The sequence below is a fragment of the Blastomonas aquatica genome, assembly GCF_014639875.1.
Lineage (GTDB): Bacteria > Pseudomonadota > Alphaproteobacteria > Sphingomonadales > Sphingomonadaceae > Blastomonas > Blastomonas aquatica.
The window spans coordinates 106,964-121,743 of record NZ_BMGD01000001.1 but is presented as its reverse complement, the minus strand read 5'-3'; the positions used below and the strand labels follow the sequence as shown (position 1 = coordinate 121,743).

The 14,780-nt window shown below is 62.5% G+C and carries 18 protein-coding genes; 11 read left to right on the top strand and 7 right to left on the bottom strand.

Annotated features, from left to right (window positions below; genetic code table 11):
• Positions 1–31: 31 nt before the first annotated feature.
• The 7 genes from IEW00_RS00585 (at position 32) to tatC (ending at position 4,752) form a co-directional block, all read left to right on the top strand.
• On the top strand, positions 32–658 hold the full coding sequence (locus tag IEW00_RS00585; protein WP_188512428.1) for an SPOR domain-containing protein: 627 nt from the start codon (positions 32–34) through the stop codon (positions 656–658).
• Positions 659–689: 31 nt separating this feature from the next.
• Positions 690–1,697: a beta-N-acetylhexosaminidase gene (gene nagZ, locus IEW00_RS00580; protein ID WP_188512427.1), complete on the top strand. Its 1,008-nt coding sequence runs from the start codon at positions 690–692 to the stop codon at positions 1,695–1,697.
• 71 nt (positions 1,698–1,768) lie between these two features.
• Positions 1,769–2,527, top strand: coding sequence for a segregation and condensation protein A (locus IEW00_RS00575; protein WP_229736797.1), 759 nt, complete (start codon positions 1,769–1,771; stop codon positions 2,525–2,527).
• Positions 2,524–3,177 carry an SMC-Scp complex subunit ScpB gene (gene scpB / locus IEW00_RS00570; RefSeq protein WP_188512425.1) on the top strand — a complete coding sequence of 218 codons (654 nt, stop codon included), beginning with the start codon at positions 2,524–2,526 and terminating at the stop codon, positions 3,175–3,177. Before IEW00_RS00575 ends, scpB begins: the two co-directional genes overlap by 4 nt.
• Before the next feature lie 28 nt (positions 3,178–3,205).
• Positions 3,206–3,454 (top strand): twin-arginine translocase TatA/TatE family subunit, encoded by a 249-nt coding sequence (locus IEW00_RS00565; RefSeq protein WP_188512424.1) that lies wholly within the window; start codon positions 3,206–3,208, stop codon positions 3,452–3,454.
• 69 nt (positions 3,455–3,523) lie between these two features.
• Positions 3,524–3,937, top strand: coding sequence for a Sec-independent protein translocase protein TatB (gene tatB, locus IEW00_RS00560; RefSeq protein WP_188512423.1), 414 nt, complete (start codon positions 3,524–3,526; stop codon positions 3,935–3,937).
• Positions 3,934–4,752 carry a twin-arginine translocase subunit TatC gene (gene tatC / locus IEW00_RS00555; protein ID WP_188512422.1) on the top strand — a complete coding sequence of 273 codons (819 nt, stop codon included), beginning with the start codon at positions 3,934–3,936 and terminating at the stop codon, positions 4,750–4,752. The genes tatB and tatC overlap by 4 nt, the downstream gene beginning before the upstream one ends.
• A 112-nt stretch (positions 4,753–4,864) precedes the next feature.
• Here the strand turns inward: tatC and IEW00_RS00550 are convergent, their stop codons facing one another.
• Positions 4,865–5,206 carry a BufA1 family periplasmic bufferin-type metallophore gene (locus IEW00_RS00550; RefSeq protein WP_188512421.1) on the bottom strand — a complete coding sequence of 114 codons (342 nt, stop codon included), beginning with the start codon at positions 5,204–5,206 and terminating at the stop codon, positions 4,865–4,867.
• Between the two features lie 106 nt (positions 5,207–5,312).
• On the opposite strand from IEW00_RS00550, the gene tgt reads away from it, so the two are divergent.
• The gene (tgt, locus tag IEW00_RS00545; RefSeq protein ID WP_188512420.1) at positions 5,313–6,455 is read left to right on the top strand and encodes a tRNA guanosine(34) transglycosylase Tgt; all 1,143 of its coding nucleotides are present in this window, start codon (positions 5,313–5,315) and stop codon (positions 6,453–6,455) included.
• An 18-nt stretch (positions 6,456–6,473) separates the two neighbouring features.
• Here tgt and IEW00_RS17615 read toward each other — a convergent pair whose 3' ends face one another.
• Together IEW00_RS17615 and IEW00_RS17435 are read right to left on the bottom strand one after the other, a co-directional pair.
• A complete protein-coding gene (locus tag IEW00_RS17615; RefSeq protein ID WP_308419297.1) occupies positions 6,474–8,060 on the bottom strand; it encodes a sensor histidine kinase in 1,587 nt (528 codons plus the stop codon).
• Positions 8,060–8,311: a NepR family anti-sigma factor gene (locus IEW00_RS17435; RefSeq protein ID WP_229736729.1), complete on the bottom strand. Its 252-nt coding sequence runs from the start codon at positions 8,309–8,311 to the stop codon at positions 8,060–8,062. The genes IEW00_RS17615 and IEW00_RS17435 overlap by 1 nt, the downstream gene beginning before the upstream one ends.
• Before the next feature lie 284 nt (positions 8,312–8,595).
• Here IEW00_RS17435 and IEW00_RS00530 point away from each other — a divergent pair, with 284 nt between their 5' ends.
• Together IEW00_RS00530 and IEW00_RS00525 are read left to right on the top strand one after the other, a co-directional pair.
• Positions 8,596–9,408 (top strand): response regulator, encoded by an 813-nt coding sequence (locus tag IEW00_RS00530; protein ID WP_188512419.1) that lies wholly within the window; start codon positions 8,596–8,598, stop codon positions 9,406–9,408.
• A gap of 266 nt (positions 9,409–9,674) precedes the next feature.
• Positions 9,675–11,561, top strand: coding sequence for an alpha/beta hydrolase family protein (locus IEW00_RS00525; protein ID WP_188512418.1), 1,887 nt, complete (start codon positions 9,675–9,677; stop codon positions 11,559–11,561).
• Between the two features lie 78 nt (positions 11,562–11,639).
• Here the strand turns inward: IEW00_RS00525 and rpsD are convergent, their stop codons facing one another.
• Positions 11,640–12,254: a 30S ribosomal protein S4 gene (rpsD, locus tag IEW00_RS00520; protein ID WP_188512417.1), complete on the bottom strand. Its 615-nt coding sequence runs from the start codon at positions 12,252–12,254 to the stop codon at positions 11,640–11,642.
• 229 nt (positions 12,255–12,483) lie between these two features.
• Here rpsD and IEW00_RS00515 point away from each other — a divergent pair, with 229 nt between their 5' ends.
• Positions 12,484–12,795 (top strand): chorismate mutase, encoded by a 312-nt coding sequence (locus IEW00_RS00515; protein WP_188512416.1) that lies wholly within the window; start codon positions 12,484–12,486, stop codon positions 12,793–12,795.
• Positions 12,796–12,992: 197 nt separating this feature from the next.
• Here the strand turns inward: IEW00_RS00515 and IEW00_RS00510 are convergent, their stop codons facing one another.
• Genes IEW00_RS00510 through IEW00_RS00500 form a run of 3 tightly spaced genes read right to left on the bottom strand, consistent with a single transcriptional unit; the run spans position 12,993 to position 14,777 of the window.
• The gene (locus tag IEW00_RS00510) at positions 12,993–14,063 is read right to left on the bottom strand and encodes a TrmH family RNA methyltransferase (protein ID WP_188512415.1); all 1,071 of its coding nucleotides are present in this window, start codon (positions 14,061–14,063) and stop codon (positions 12,993–12,995) included.
• A complete protein-coding gene (nrdR, locus tag IEW00_RS00505) occupies positions 14,063–14,536 on the bottom strand; it encodes a transcriptional regulator NrdR (protein WP_188512414.1) in 474 nt (157 codons plus the stop codon). Before nrdR ends, IEW00_RS00510 begins: the two co-directional genes overlap by 1 nt.
• A 16-nt stretch (positions 14,537–14,552) precedes the next feature.
• The gene (locus IEW00_RS00500; RefSeq protein WP_188512413.1) at positions 14,553–14,777 is read right to left on the bottom strand and encodes a hypothetical protein; all 225 of its coding nucleotides are present in this window, start codon (positions 14,775–14,777) and stop codon (positions 14,553–14,555) included.
• Positions 14,778–14,780: the final 3 nt, after the last annotated feature.

The window sequence follows — 14,780 nt, the reverse complement described above, 5'->3', positions numbered from 1 at the left end:
CCATATAAGCGTGTCTGATGGGGCGGAATGAATGAGCAATCGGCTGGATGATGGCGTGGACGATAACCTGAGGGACCACCCGTTGGGGCTGGATACCGATGATGACCGGCTGCCCTGGCTTGAATCGGCTGATGATGCACCTCAGGGGGAAAGCTCTGCAGGCAAGATCATCGGGTTCATGCTGCTGGGGCTGGTTGGCCTGTCGATCGTTCTCGCGGCGATCTATTGGATTGGTGGAAACGGCGGCGGCCCAGAGGGGGATGGCAGCCTGATCGCCGCGCCGCAGGGCGATTACAAGGTTCGCCCCAAGGACAAGCAGGAACAGAAGGTCGAAGGCACCGGCGATGCGAGCTTCGCGGTCAGCCAGGGTGAGGAGCCGCAGGGCCAGCTGGTCGATGCCGCAGGTGCGCCGCCGCCTCCGGGAAGCGCTCTGGTGCAATTGGGCGCTTATACCGATGAGACCAGCGCGCTGGCGGGATGGGCCACGCTCAGCCAGCGGCACGAGGTGCTCAGCGGGCTCAACCGCCGGATCGTTCAGGCGACCGTCGATGGCGGCACGGTATTCCGGTTGAGCGCGGTGCTCGGCAGCCCCGCCGGTGCGGCCTCGGTTTGCGACCAGCTCAAGAAAGCTGGGCAAAACTGCCTGGTGGTGCGTTGATTTCACCGCCGATTTTGGCGACACTGCGACCATGAAACCCGTAATTTTCGGCCTGGCCGGTCTGACGATCGCGCCCGATGAGCGCGCCTTCTTCAAGGACAGCGTTCCGGCAGGATACATCCTGTTCGGCCGCAACATCGACACCCGCGATCAGTTGCGCGCGCTGACTGATGACCTGCGCGCGTTGCACGGCGATGACCGGCTGCCGATCCTGATCGATCAGGAAGGCGGGCGCGTTTCGCGGATGAAGCCGCCGCACTGGCTGTCTTTTCCCGCCGGCGCCGCGTTCGACCGTTTGTATGACGTCGCCCCCGCGAGCGCGATCGAGGCCGCGCGGATCAATGCCGAGGCGCTGGCGCTCGATCTGGCCGAAGTCGGCATCACCGTCGACTGCGTGCCGTTGCTCGATGTCGCGATTCCCGGCGGCACGCCTGCGATCGGCGACCGCGCCCTGGGGCAGGAGCCGATGCGCGTGGCCGCGCTGGGCCGCGCGGTGCTCGACGGATTGAAGCGCGGCGGGGTGCTGGGGACGATCAAGCATATGCCGGGTCACGGCCGCGCGATGGTCGACAGCCATATGGAGCTGCCCCGCGTCACCGCGAACGATGCCGAGCTCGAGCAGGACATCGCCCCGTTCCGCGCGCTCAACAACGCCGAAATCGGGATGACCGGTCACATCCTGTTCGAGGCCTGGGACACCGAGCGCTGCGCGACGCATTCGCCGTGGATCATCGACAATATCATCCGCCAGCGGATCGGGTTTGATGGGCTGCTGCTCAGCGATGATCTCGATATGAAGGCGCTGGCCGGCGAGGTGCCCGACCGTGCCGCACGCGCGGTTGCGGCGGGTTGTGACATCGCGCTCAACTGCTGGGGCAGGATGGACGAGATGATCGGTATCGCCCATGCGCTGCCCGATATTTCGGACGCTTCGCAAGAGCGGCTCGACCGCGCTCGCGCCGCGATCAACCCTGCCACCGATTGGTCGCATCAGGCCGATCTGATCGCGAAACGCGACGCGCTTTTGGCACTCGCGTGATCGAGGGCGCAAGCGGGGGCGCGAGCGAACTCGATTCCGTCGCTAGCATTGCGCCTCCCGACGGCGACTATATCTTCTTCCGCGAGCCTGTATCGCCTGCCACTGCGGCGGCAGAAGCGCTGCTGATCGATGTCGATGGCTGGGAAGGCCCGCTTGACCTTTTGCTCGATCTGGCGCGGCGGCAGAAGGTCGATCTGCGGCAGATTTCGATCCTCGATCTCACCAATCAGTATCTTGGCTTTATCGAGAGCGCGACCAGCCTGAAGCTCGAGCTGGCAGCGGACTATCTGGTGATGGCTGCGTGGCTCGCCTATCTCAAGTCCGCACTGCTGTTGCCCGGCGACCCCGAGGTCGAGCCCTCGCCCGAGGAACTGGCGCTGCGGCTGCAACTGCGGCTGCAACGCTTGGCAGCGATGCGCGAGGCAGCAGCGCGTCTGCTTAGCCGCGACCGGCTGGGCCGCGATGTGTTCGCGCATGGGCAGGGCGAGGGGCTGCGGCTGCTCACCAAGACGCGGCATGATTGCAGTCTGTTCGATCTGCTCACCGCCTACGGCCGGGTAAAGCGACGCAGCGAGCCGGTGGTGCACATGGTCAAGTCGCGCCGCGTGATGACTCTGGAAGACGCGCTTGCACGGCTGTCGTACATGCTGGGCACCGCGCTCGACTGGACCGATCTGCGCAGCTTTCTGCCCGAGGGAGCGCCTGCCGATCTGACCCGATCGGCCACCGCATCGACCTTTCTTGCGCTGCTCGAGCTCGCCCGGCAGGGCCAGGTCGAACTTGCGCAGGAAGAAGCTTTTGCGCCGTTGAAGGTGCGCAGGGCGCGATGAGCGGTCAAGAACCGGACCCCGTGGTGCGCGCGGTCGAGGCGGCGTTGTTTGCGGCGCTCGAACCGCAAAGCGCCGAGGACCTGGCCGCACAGATCGGCAAAGACGCCGATATCGCAGCCGCGCTCGAGGCATTGCGGGCCGACTATGCAGGGCGCGGGGTCGAACTGGTTGAGCGCGGGGGGCGCTGGCATTTCCAGACCGCGCCCGACCTTGCCTGGCTGCTCCGCCGGGAGACCGAACAGACCCGCAAGCTGTCGCGTGCCGCGACCGAGACGCTGGCGATCATCGCCTATCACGAGCCGGTCAGCCGCGCCGAGATCGAGGCGATCCGCGGCGTGCAGGTCAGCAAGGGGACCATTGACGTGCTGATGGAGGAAGGCTGGGTCACCCCGGCGGGCCGCCGCGAGGTCCCCGGCAGGCCGCTGATCTATGCCACTACGCCCGGCTTCCTCACCCATTTCGGCCTCACCAGCCGGCGAGACCTTCCGGGAATTGAAGACTTGCGCGCAGCGGGGCTGCTCGACCCGGTTGATCTTGCCCTCGAAGGGGCTCTGGCGACTGACCAGTCTGGTGCCGAATCTGGCAACGATCCCGACAGCTCGTCCGATGAATCGGATTCATTGCTGGAAAACAGCGACGATCAGGCCTAGGTAGAGGGCGAATTTCAGGAGATTTGCTATGGGATCCTTCTCCCTGATGCACTGGGTTATTGTGCTGATCATCATCGTCCTGCTGTTTGGCGGCGGACGGATTTCTTCGATCATGGGTGATGTCGCCAAGGGCATCAAGAGCTTCAAAAAGGGCATGGCCGAAGATGAAGAGCCGGTGCAGCCCAAGCGACCCGTTGCGCAGATCGAGGCTCCACCTGCGCGCACGATCGATGGCACCGCCACCACCACACCGACCGAAGAGCGCAAGCCGGGTTGATTGCGGGCATTGGACCCTGGCGGGTGCAGTATCGGCCAAGGACGGACAGCGTGAAGGCGTGACCATGTCATGTTAGACATCGGATCAACCGAGCTGCTGATGATCATCATCGTGGCGATCGTCGTGATCGGCCCGAAAGATCTGCCGCGCGCGCTGTACAAGGTCGGCCAAGTTGTCGGCAAGGCCAAGGGCGTCGCCCGTCATTTCCGGACGGGGCTCGACGCCATGGTGCGCGAGGTTGAACTCGAGGAAATGGAAAAGAAGTGGAAGGCGGACAACGAGCGCATAATGCGCGAACACGCCGCGCCTTCGACCGTGGCGACGCCTGCCACAGCCGAGCCAGCAACCAACGCCGGGGATCCGGCGCCTGCCATGCAGCCATTGGCGCAGGCTGAAACCGGTCCAGCGGTGTCCGAAGGCTCGACTGCCGGCGCCGTCACCGTTGCGCCACCTGGCGTCCCGGTTGCGGAAGGCGAGCGATGAGCGAGCCCGAAGACGAGATCGACGCCTCGCGTGCGCCTCTGCTCGATCATCTGATCGAGCTGCGCCAGCGGCTGGTCCGCTGCGTTATCGCGCTGCTGCTGGCCTTTGGCGTGTGCTTCTATTTCTCCGAACAGATTTTCGCGTTCCTGGTCGTCCCGCTCAAGGAAGCGTTTGGCGATGGCAACGGACGTCTGGTGTACACCAAGTTGTACGAGGCGTTCTTCGTGCAGGTGAAGGTGGCGATTTTCGCCGCGTTCTGTCTCTCGTTTCCGATCATCGCCAACCAATTATGGGCGTTCGTTGCGCCGGGACTCTACCGCAAGGAAAAGCGCGCGCTGTTGCCCTTCATCCTGGCGACTCCGCTGCTGTTCACCATTGGTGCCGCGCTCGCTTATTATATCGTGATGCCGACCGCGTTTCATTTCTTCCTTCAGTTTCAGGGGGACTCGGGCGGGCTCGAGGTCGAGGCATTGCCCAGCACGGATGCGTATCTGTCGCTGGTGATGCAGTTCATTCTCGCCTTCGGGATCAGCTTCCTGCTGCCGGTGTTGCTGATGCTGCTCAATCGGGCGGGCATCGTCACGCGCGCGCAACTGGTCAGCTTGCGTCGCTATATGATCGTCGCAGCTTTCGTGGTCGCTGCGGTGTTGACCCCGCCCGATGTGGTGTCCCAGCTGATGCTCGCAATCCCGCTGGTGCTGTTGTACGAGATCAGCATCGTGGCGATCTGGTTTACCGATCGCAAGGCCGCCAAGGCACCGCCGGAAGAGGCGGAAGAGCCGTTGCCCGAAGCTCAGTCAGAGCCCGCAGAGTAATCAACGCTTACCTATTCGCCATGTCGTTCCCCGGACTTGATCCGGGGTCCAGGGGCGAGATTGCGCTGTAACCGCCCTGGATTCCGGCTTTCGCCGGAAAACGATGTGTGTCTCAGCCCTTCGCAGGCACCGGCGGGTCGTTGTCCGCGACCTCGGTCAGCGAACCGCCCATTTTTTCGCATTCGCCCGCTTCAGTGAACTTCCAGGCATTGCCCTGATAATCGACCGACGACGTTCCCGCGCAGCTGGTGCCGGGGCCTGCGGCGCAATCGTTCTGGTTGGCGAGCGCTACGCCATAGCACTTCTCCTGCGCGGCCAGTTCGGACGCTGCCTTATCGATCGCCTCGGCGCTGGTCTCTTCCGGCGGGGCAGGTTTGTCCGATGAGCACGCCGTCAGCGCAGCGGCGGCAATGAGGGCAGAGGCAAACGCGGTGAGCGTGGTTGTCTTGGGCATGAAACAAAGCTCCTGCAGGCCGGATGGTGCAGCTTATCGCTCGCATAGACGACGCGAATCGTCAAACCTTTGCCGATGCGGGCCAAAGCGGCTAGAGCGCGCGGCCATGACGCAAACCGCCCCCAGATTCGCCTTCTCAATCACCGCCCGCGACGGCAAGGCGCGCCAAGGCGAGCTTGCGATGCAGCGCGGTACTATCCGCACGCCTGCATTCATGCCGGTCGGCACCGCAGCGACGGTGAAGGGCATGAAACCCGCCGAGGTTCGCGCGCTCGGCGCGGACATCCTCCTTGGCAACACCTATCACCTGATGCTGCGTCCGGGTGCTGAGCGCATGGCGCGGCTGGGCGGATTGCACAGCTTCATGGACTGGTCCCGTCCGATCCTCACCGACAGCGGCGGCTATCAGGTGATGAGCCTGTCGGCACTGACCAAGACCACCGAAGAGGGTGTCGCCTTCCAGAGCCACCTCGATGGCTCGCGCCATATGCTCAGTCCTGAACGCTCGATGGAAATCCAGCGGCTGCTGGGGTCGGATATCGTGATGGCGTTCGACGAACTGGTTCCTGCGACCGCTAGCCGGGATGTTCAAGCCGCAGCGATGGAACGCTCGATGCGCTGGGCGCGGCGTTCGCGCGAGGGGTTCGACAGCGGTGCCGATCATGCGGAACGCGCTGCGTTGTTTGGTATCCAGCAGGGCTCACTCGACGAAGGGCTGCGCCGTCAGTCGGCCGATGCGCTGCGCGATATCGGTTTTGATGGCTATGCGATCGGCGGGCTTGCGGTGGGCGAGGGGCAGGAGGCAATGTTTGCCGTGCTCGACTACGCACCCGGTCAGTTGCCCGACGATCGTCCGCGCTATCTGATGGGGGTGGGCAAGCCCGATGATCTGGTCGGCGCGGTCGAGCGCGGGGTGGACATGTTCGATTGCGTGCTGCCGACGCGCTCGGGCCGCAACGGACAGGCGTTTACCTGGGACGGGCCGGTCAACATCCGCAACGCCAAGCATGCCGAGGATCTCGCCCCGCTCGATGAGGCTTGCGGTTGCACCGCGTGCACACGCTTCAGTCGCGCCTATCTGCACCATCTGGTCAAATCGGGTGAGATGCTGGGCGCGATGCTGATGACCGAGCACAATCTGCGATTTTATCAGGACCTGATGGCCGCGATGCGTCTGGCCATCGGCGAAGGACGGATGACGGCGTTCGGCCAGGATTTCAGGACGCGGTATTACGCCAAGGGCGCGTGACCGGTCCGCTTGCGCGCGTCACGCCTTGGTTGGTACGAACACCGGCACCGCGATTGCAATGCTCTCGAACGCCGTGTCGCGCTGCAGCGGCGCCCGCAACTGCCGGGCAAGACCGGTCATCACCCGGTCGATGCCATCGGCGAGCATGGCTTCAAGCACCGGGTTCGGTCCCAGCGCCGGAGAGGCGATGCGCAGCGTTATCCGGCTGGGATCATCCACCAGCCGCTTGGCCGAAATCCGCACCGGAGCCTCCGGACGGGTCAGGTGAATGAGCTCGAGGATTTCGGTCAGCAAAAACGCGATCGGAACCCCAACATCCTGGCTGACGTGCAGGTTGTCGATATCGACGATAATGTCAGGGCCAACGCTGGCAGGGCTGTTGCCCGCATGTTCGAAGCTGCCTGCGAGTTCGCCCACCAGCGCGCGCAGGTTGATGCCTTCATTATGCTCGGTGCCCGCAAAATGGTTGCGGTGAACGACCGCGAGCGCATCGACCCGCCGCTGGATCTTGCCATAAGCGAGCTTGGCCTGATCCGAATCGGCGGTGCGGGCATGGAGGTTGATGAGGCTGGCGATGATCTGCAGGTTGTTCTTGACCCTATGATGGACCTCGCGGGTGAGCATGATCTGCTGCTTCAACCCTTCGTCGAGCGCTTCGCGGTCGATCGAGACCTTGTGCGCCAGCGCGGCGAAACCCTGATCGAGTTCCTGTATCTCACTGGCGTTGAACGCGGTGCGTGCCATCGGGATCAGTCGCTCGCCGATCTCGTACTGGCGGACCTTACGCTGCAATTGGGTCAGCGGGGCGATCAGCATGAAATTGACCACCAGCCATCCGATCGCCGCTGCCGCAAGCAACGTGATGAACGGGATGATCTGCGCCAGAAACTCTGGTGGGGTTTGCTTGGGACGGACAAAGCGAAGGTCAAGGTTGAGACCGGCTACATCGCTCTGTGCGGTCATCACCGCGTTCAACCTTCGCTCCCAGTTCGAAGGGATACGGGTAAGCGAAATCGCCTCTGACGCCCCGCGCAGGTCGAACTGCGAAAGCGGCACATCGTCGACCGGATCGGCAAGAGTCAGGAGACTTTCGGCCGGGTAGAAGGCCAGCGCCCGGGCCATCGAAACCCGGCCCTGTGTCGCGAAGATCGCGCCGTTGGCATCCGGCACCAGCGCGCCAGCAGGCATGGCGGCTTCGGAGCCTGCCCGACGCAGGGCTTGGGGGATGGCACCGATCTGGCATGCCGGCGGACTGGTGGTGCTGGCGTACAACAACGCCGCAAACCGGGTTTGCTGGGGTCCCAGCTGTTCACGCAGGCTAAGGCATATCTTGGCCGGATCTTCGCCCAATGCGATCTGCGAGGCTGCGGAGCCCAAGATGGCGAGGTCATTCTGGATCGAGGCGCGAAGTCGCAGTGCGGCGTCATCGACGTTTTTCTGGAGCAGCCGGTTGCGCTCCTCGTTTGCGGTGTCCGCCAGGCTTCGGTTGGCAATCACCGATCCCAACGCCAGCGGCAGCAGGGCCACGGCAAGGATCAGAAACAGCCGGGTGCCGATCGACAGCCTCGCCAGAACGGGAAGGGTAGCCCTTTTGCTATTGGGCATTATTTGAGCTGCTTGAGCAAATCCAGGAAGTCGTCGGGAACGTCTTCTTCCAACGTGCGCTGGTACACGGATTTTAAAGCGTCACCGATCATATGGGTCTTGCCATCGTCACGGGTCGCGTCATCAACATGCGAGTCAGGCGCTGTGTCGCTTTCGTCAGCCAGCGGGCTTTCGGCAATCACGTGCGGCCTGCCGGGCTGGGCGGGCTGATCTTCGCTTGGCTTCTCGTCATTGTTACGATGCACAAGCATCCCATCCCGCCTGTTGAATGTCCGTCCCGAAATGGGGCTTAGCAAGCCGTCCCATACCTGCCAACCCCGCAAAATTCAGCAGGATCGTGCATAAACGTCTCAGAGGAGGAAACAAACTGGGGCGAGGATTGTTCCTTGTCCGAGCCTGTGTTTATCGCCTTGTCGTAAACCGGTGTCATTTTCGCCAGTGTCCCATGGGCTGGCGCCATCAGGTCTACCTGATTTTGACACCGGCCGCCAAAGGCCATAGACGTGGGGAGGATCCGATGAAGGAGTTTCAATACATGTCCCTGGGCCAGACGCTCGCACCCCACCTTCCCTTATTGCGGCGCTACAGCCGGGCACTCGCAGGCGACCAGCATCATGGTGATGCCTATGTAAAGGCGACACTGCAGGCGATCATTGCAGCGCCTGATCAGTTCCCCAGCGACGTTGACGCGCGCCTGGGTCTGTACCGGGTGTTCCAGGTGATCTGGAGCTCGACGCATGATGACCGGCACGAATCGGACAGTTTCGATGCGTATCCCGATGCCGACGACGATGCCCGCCGTTTGCTCGCCGAGCAGCGGCTTGGCCGCATTCCCCCGCTGTCGCGCCAGGCCTTGCTACTGACCGCGATGGAAGGCTTCTCCAACTCGGACACTGCCTATCTGATGGGCCTGGACGATCGCACCGTGTCGGGCTTGGTGTCCGAAGCGCTCAGCGAGATCGACAGCCAGATCAAAGCCAAGGTGCTGATCATCGAGGACGAGCCGATCATTGCTATGGATATCGAGACGATCGTGCGCGATCTGGGCCATGACGTCACAGGGATCGCAGTGACCCGCGATGAAGCGGTCGAACAGGCGCGGCTGCATAAGCCCGGCCTTGTGCTCGCCGACATCCAGCTTGCCGATGACAGCTCCGGAATTGATGCGGTCGCAGACATCCTGCGCGAGATCGAGGTCCCGGTGATCTTCATCACCGCGTTCCCCGAGCGGTTGCTGACCGGCGAGCGGCCTGAACCTGCCTTCCTGATTACCAAGCCGTTCCACCGCAACACGGTGCGCGCGGCTATCAGCCAGGCATTGTTCTTCTTCGATGCTGAAACGGTTTAATAGCGACCCCCTAAATTAGGGGGTATCGCTCTGGCGTATCTAAAAAGGCGGGCTGTCAGCCCGCCTTTTTTGTTGTCATCGGCTCGAAAAGCCTCAAAAACTCATCTGCGGATAAAAACTATACGGTTGCAGAAGGGCGGGGTGTAGCAATGGTATCTTGGGCGCGGAAGGTTTCTGGATCTGTTGCGGTGTTTGCCGCAGTATGTTTGTTGGGTTTGTCGGTCGATGGTTACAGCCAGCCTGCCGGGCCGGATCTGTCAAGGATCATGGGCTCTCGTCCAGAAGTTGAAGATGTCAGCCTTTCTCCCGATGGCACCAAGCTGGCTTATCTGACACCGACCAAGGGGCAGGGTTCGGTGCTGATGGTCGTCGATCTGGCCAACGAGGGTCGACCCTTGAAGGCGGTGTTCCAGGCGGATGGCGAGCCCAACCGGATCAACGCTTGCCACTGGACCGGTAACACCCGCCTGATTTGCACCATCATCGCCTCGATCAAGATTGACGGGCGGGCCGGTTATGCCTCGCGCATGGTTGCAGTGGATACCGCCGGGGGCGCGGCGAAAGTGATCAACGTGCGCCGCGGCACGGGTGAGCGTCTGGGGCTTGCCCTTTATGGCGGCGATGTCATCGACTGGAACCCGGCCGAGGAAGGGCATGTGTTGATGGTCCGCGATTACGTGCCTGAGGTAAGCGTCGGAACCCGGCTTGCTCAACAAAAAGAGGGGCTGGGGGTTGATCTTGTGAACACCCGGACGATGGCGGCCAAGACGGTTGAACAGCCCGACGCCGGAGCAAATGAGTTCATTTCCGATGGCTATGGCAAGGTACGGATAAAGGGCCTGCGTACCGTTCGCGATGGCTATGTGACCGGAAGCACTCGGTATTATTACCGGACAGCCGATAGCAACAGCTGGCTGCCGATGAGCGCAGGCGAATCGGAGCGCTCGGGATTTGATCCCCATGCCGTCGATGCCAAGCGCAACATCGCATATGGGCTCAAGCGGCTCGATGGGCGGTTGGCCGCCTACAGCATGGCCCTTGACGGATCGGGCAAGGAAGAACTGGTCTTCGCGCACCCGCAGGTCGATGTGTCGGGCTTTATCCGTGTGGGGCGTCGCGACCGGGTGATCGGCGTGCGGTATGTGACCGATATGGCGCAGGTGCATTATATCGATCCGGAAATCGCCGCGATGACCAAGGCGCTATCGGGTGCGGTGCCTGATCTGCCGCTGATCCGTGTAATTGATACCTCCGAGGATGAGCGCAAGATGGTGATCTGGGCCGGCAGCGATATCAACCCGGGCAGCTATTTCTTGTTTGACCGCGACGCCAAGACGCTGGGCAACCTGCTGGCGGTGCGAGCCGCGCTGGACAATACCACACTCGCAAAGATGGAACCCGCCCGCTATCAGGCGCGAGACGGCGTCGAAATTCCCGGATACCTGACGTTGCCGCCGGGTAAAACTGATATGAAAGGCCTGCCGGCGATCGTTATGCCGCATGGTGGTCCTGAAGCCCGCGACGAATGGGGCTTCGACTGGCTGGTCCAGTATTTCGCCAAGCGCGGTTATGCGGTGATGCAGCCCAATTTCCGCGGATCGACCGGCTATGGCTCGAACTGGTTTATGCAGAACGGGTATCAGAATTGGGAAACGGCTATCGGCGATGTGAACGATGCCGGGCGCTGGATGGTTGCGAACGGGGCCGACCCCAAGCGTCTGGCGATCTTTGGCTGGTCTTATGGTGGATATGCGGCGTTGCAGGCCAATGTGGTCGAGCCTGATCTGTTCAAGGCCATCATCGCGGTCGCTCCGGTGACAGATCTTGAAAAGCACAAGACGGATCGCCGCGACTGGTCAGATTACGTACTTGTCAGCCAACGCATCGGAGAGGGCCCCCACATCCAGCAAGGGTCACCCGCACGCAACGCCTCGGCCATCAAGGCGCCTGTGTTGATGTTCCACGGCGATATCGACCGCAATGTCGATGTGGGCCATGCACGATTGATGGACTCGCGGCTGCGCAGTGCGGGCAAGTCCTCTGAACTGCACATTTTCGAGGATCGGGACCATTATCTCGAGGACAGCGAAGTCCGCGCAGACATGCTTCGTGCCAGCGCGGCGTTCTTGGAAAAATCGTTCGCGAGCCAGTAGTCCATCCGGAATGGCCCAACCAAAAAAGGCGGACCGCAAGGCCCGCCTTTTTCGTAATGCGTTGGGTTTTTAAACCGATCAGCGCGAATAGAATTCGACGACCAGATTGGGTTCCATCTTCACCGGATACGGCACTTCATCGAGAGTGGGCACGCGGGTGAAGGTAATCTTGTCGGTGCCATCGGGCGCGACGTAATCGGGGATGTCACGCTCGGCGAGGCTCTGTGCTTCGATGACCAGAGCCATTTCCTGCGCCTTCTTGCCCAGCGACACGACGTCGCCCGGCTTGACCTTGCGCGATGCGATGTTGCACTTCACGCCGTTGACGCGGATGTGGCCGTGGCTGACGATCTGACGCGACGAGAAGATCGTCGGTGCGAACTTGGCGCGATAGACAACCATGTCGAGACGCTGTTCCAGCAGACCGATGAGGTTCTGGCTGGTATCGCCCTTCATGCGGCTGGCTTCGGTGTAATTCTTCTTGAACTGCTTTTCGGTGATTTCACCGTAATAGCCCTTGAGCTTCTGCTTGGCGCGCAGCTGCAGACCGAAGTCCGAAACCTTGCCCTTGCGACGCTGGCCGTGCTGGCCGGGGCCATATTCGCGCTTGTTGACGGGAGACTTGGGGCGGCCCCAAATGTTCTCGCCCATGCGGCGATCAAGTTTGTACTTTGAACTGTTACGCTTTGACACGCGTCTTTCTCCAATTTGCTGCCTGTGAAATCAGGCGGGTCCAGCCAGACTGAAGGCCGGATTACTGTCCCGGGTTCGCGCCACGATGCCGAACATGCATCGTGCGGCCGCTGCTTCACCGGGGGTGCAGGGCCAATTGCGAAGCGCGGCCTATGGCGACATGGGGGCAAAGAGTCAACCCGCCGCTCACTGCCTCGACAGGCCGGGCTGGGATGATTATGCGGGATGCATGTCAGACACCATCAAATCGCCCGACGACTGCGAGACCATGATCGACGTCCGCGCCGGCGTCGATGCGCTCGACCGCGAACTCATTGCGCTGCTCGAGACCCGATTCGGCTATATGCGCGCGGCGGCCCGGATCAAGCCCGATCGCGGCCATGTCCGCGACGAACCCCGCAAGGCGCAGGTCATCGCCCAGGCCAAGGCCGCTGCGTTCGAGGCAGGCGTGCCCGTGGGGCTGGTCGCCGATTTCTGGGAACGGCTGGTCGAAGCCTCGATCGCGTATGAGGGCGAGCATTGGGACCTGCTGCGGCGGTAGGGGGCGGGGGCGCACTATCGTCCGCCTCTCCCTTGATGGGAGAGGCAGCGAGACTTGGCAGCTTGCTGCCTTAGTCGCAGCGGTGAGGGTGATGGTGCGGCTGGGTGCTTGTGGCGCGTCAGGGAACCCTTGCGCAATCTGGAGAGATCACCCCCACTCAATAGCCCTCCCCCATCGAGGGGGAGGGCTATTGAGTGTCAGTCGACAGGCTTGCGCTTGTCCTTGGCCAGCGTGCTCAGCACGCCGCGGAAGGTGCGGACCTCGTTGCTGTTCCAGTGCGGCTTGGTCAGCAGGTTGCGCAAGGTGCGGCGTGTCATTGACGCGCGGCCTTCGGGGAAGAAGTAGTTCTTCGCCTCCAGCATGGCGCACAATTGCTCGAACATACCGTCCAATTCTTCCATCGGCGCGGGCGGATCGAGCTCGACCTCGGTGGGTGATGACACCGCATCGCCGCCGCCGGTCTTCGACCATTCATACGCGACCAGGATCACTGCCTGGGCAAGGTTCAAGGATCCGAATTGTGGGTTGATCGGCACGGTCAGGATGGCATGCGCAATCGCGACGTCTTCGGTCTCCAGCCCCGAGCGCTCGGGCCCGAACAGGATCGCGCTGCGTCCGGTTGCGCCGACGATCTGGCTGGCGGCAACCGCAGGCGTTACCACCGGCTTGGTCACGCCGCGCTTGCGCACTGTCGTTGCATAGACGTGGTTGCAGTCGGCGACCGCGTCGGCGACCGTCTCGAACACTTGCGCCTGTTCGAGCACGATGTCCGCGCCCGATGCTGCCGGGCCAGCAGATGGATTGGGCCAGCCATCGCGCGGGGCAACCAGCCGCATTTCGGTAAGCCCGAAGTTGAGCATCGCGCGCGCCGCCTTGCCGATGTTCTCGCCCAATTGCGGGCGCACGAGGATGACGATCGGTTTGCGCAGGTCGCCCGGCATTGCGTCCTTTGCGGACTGCAGGTTGCGCGCCGCCTTGGTCTTGCCCAGCAGCATCTTGCGCGCGCGTTCCGAAAGCGCCGCATAATCCTGCCGGATCAACGCCTCTTTCTTGGCGCGGCTCCAGCCCTTGATCTGCTTGTCGACCGCATTGGCGTTATCGCGCGTCGCGTAGTCCTCGCTCCACACCAGTTCGACCGGCTGGCGCGACTTGGTGTAGCCGGGGACGGTGCCTGTCTGGTGCGCGGCGACATCGGCTTCGAGATCCTCGCCATGGCCGACGAAATAGGATCCGTCGCCGCAGCGCAGGATATAGGTGTAGAAGGGCATCAGGCGGCGCCCCCGCCCCCGCCGACATCTTTCACGGTACTGGCGAATTCCTCGAAATCCTTGGCCTCGCTAAAATCGCGATAGACGGATGCGAAGCGGATATAGGCGACGCTGTCGAGAAGGCGCAGCCCGTCCATCACCATCCCGCCGATGTCGCGCGAATGCACTTCGTTCTCGCCCGAGGTTTCTATCTGGCGCTGGATGCCCGAGACGAGCTGGTCGATCCGGTCCTGATCGATCCCGCGCTTGCGACAGGCGACCGCGACCGATTTTTCTATCTTGGCGCGGTTGAAGGGTTCGCGGCGGTTCTCGCTCTTGACCACCATGATATCGCGCAGCTGGATGCGCTCGAACGTCGTGAAGCGTGCGCCGCAGCTTTCGCACTGGCGGCGACGACGGATAGCCGCCCCGTCTTCGGTGGGGCGGCTATCCTTGACCTGGCTGTTTTCGTGCGCGCAAAACGGACATCTCATCGGTCAGTCGATACGCTCAGGGACGCAGCCGCTTGTAGAGCATATAGCCTGCGCCTGCGAGCAGGCCGATCGGCCAGCTGACCACGGGGAGCACTGCGCCGGCAACCGCGCCGATCGCGCCTGCGGTCAGCACGGGCTTGGTCGAAGGGTGCGCCATGCCCTGCTTGGCCATGCCCACGATTTCTTCGCGCGCATCGCCGATCAGGTCGCCGCTATTCTTGGGATCATCAGGATTTTGCATGGT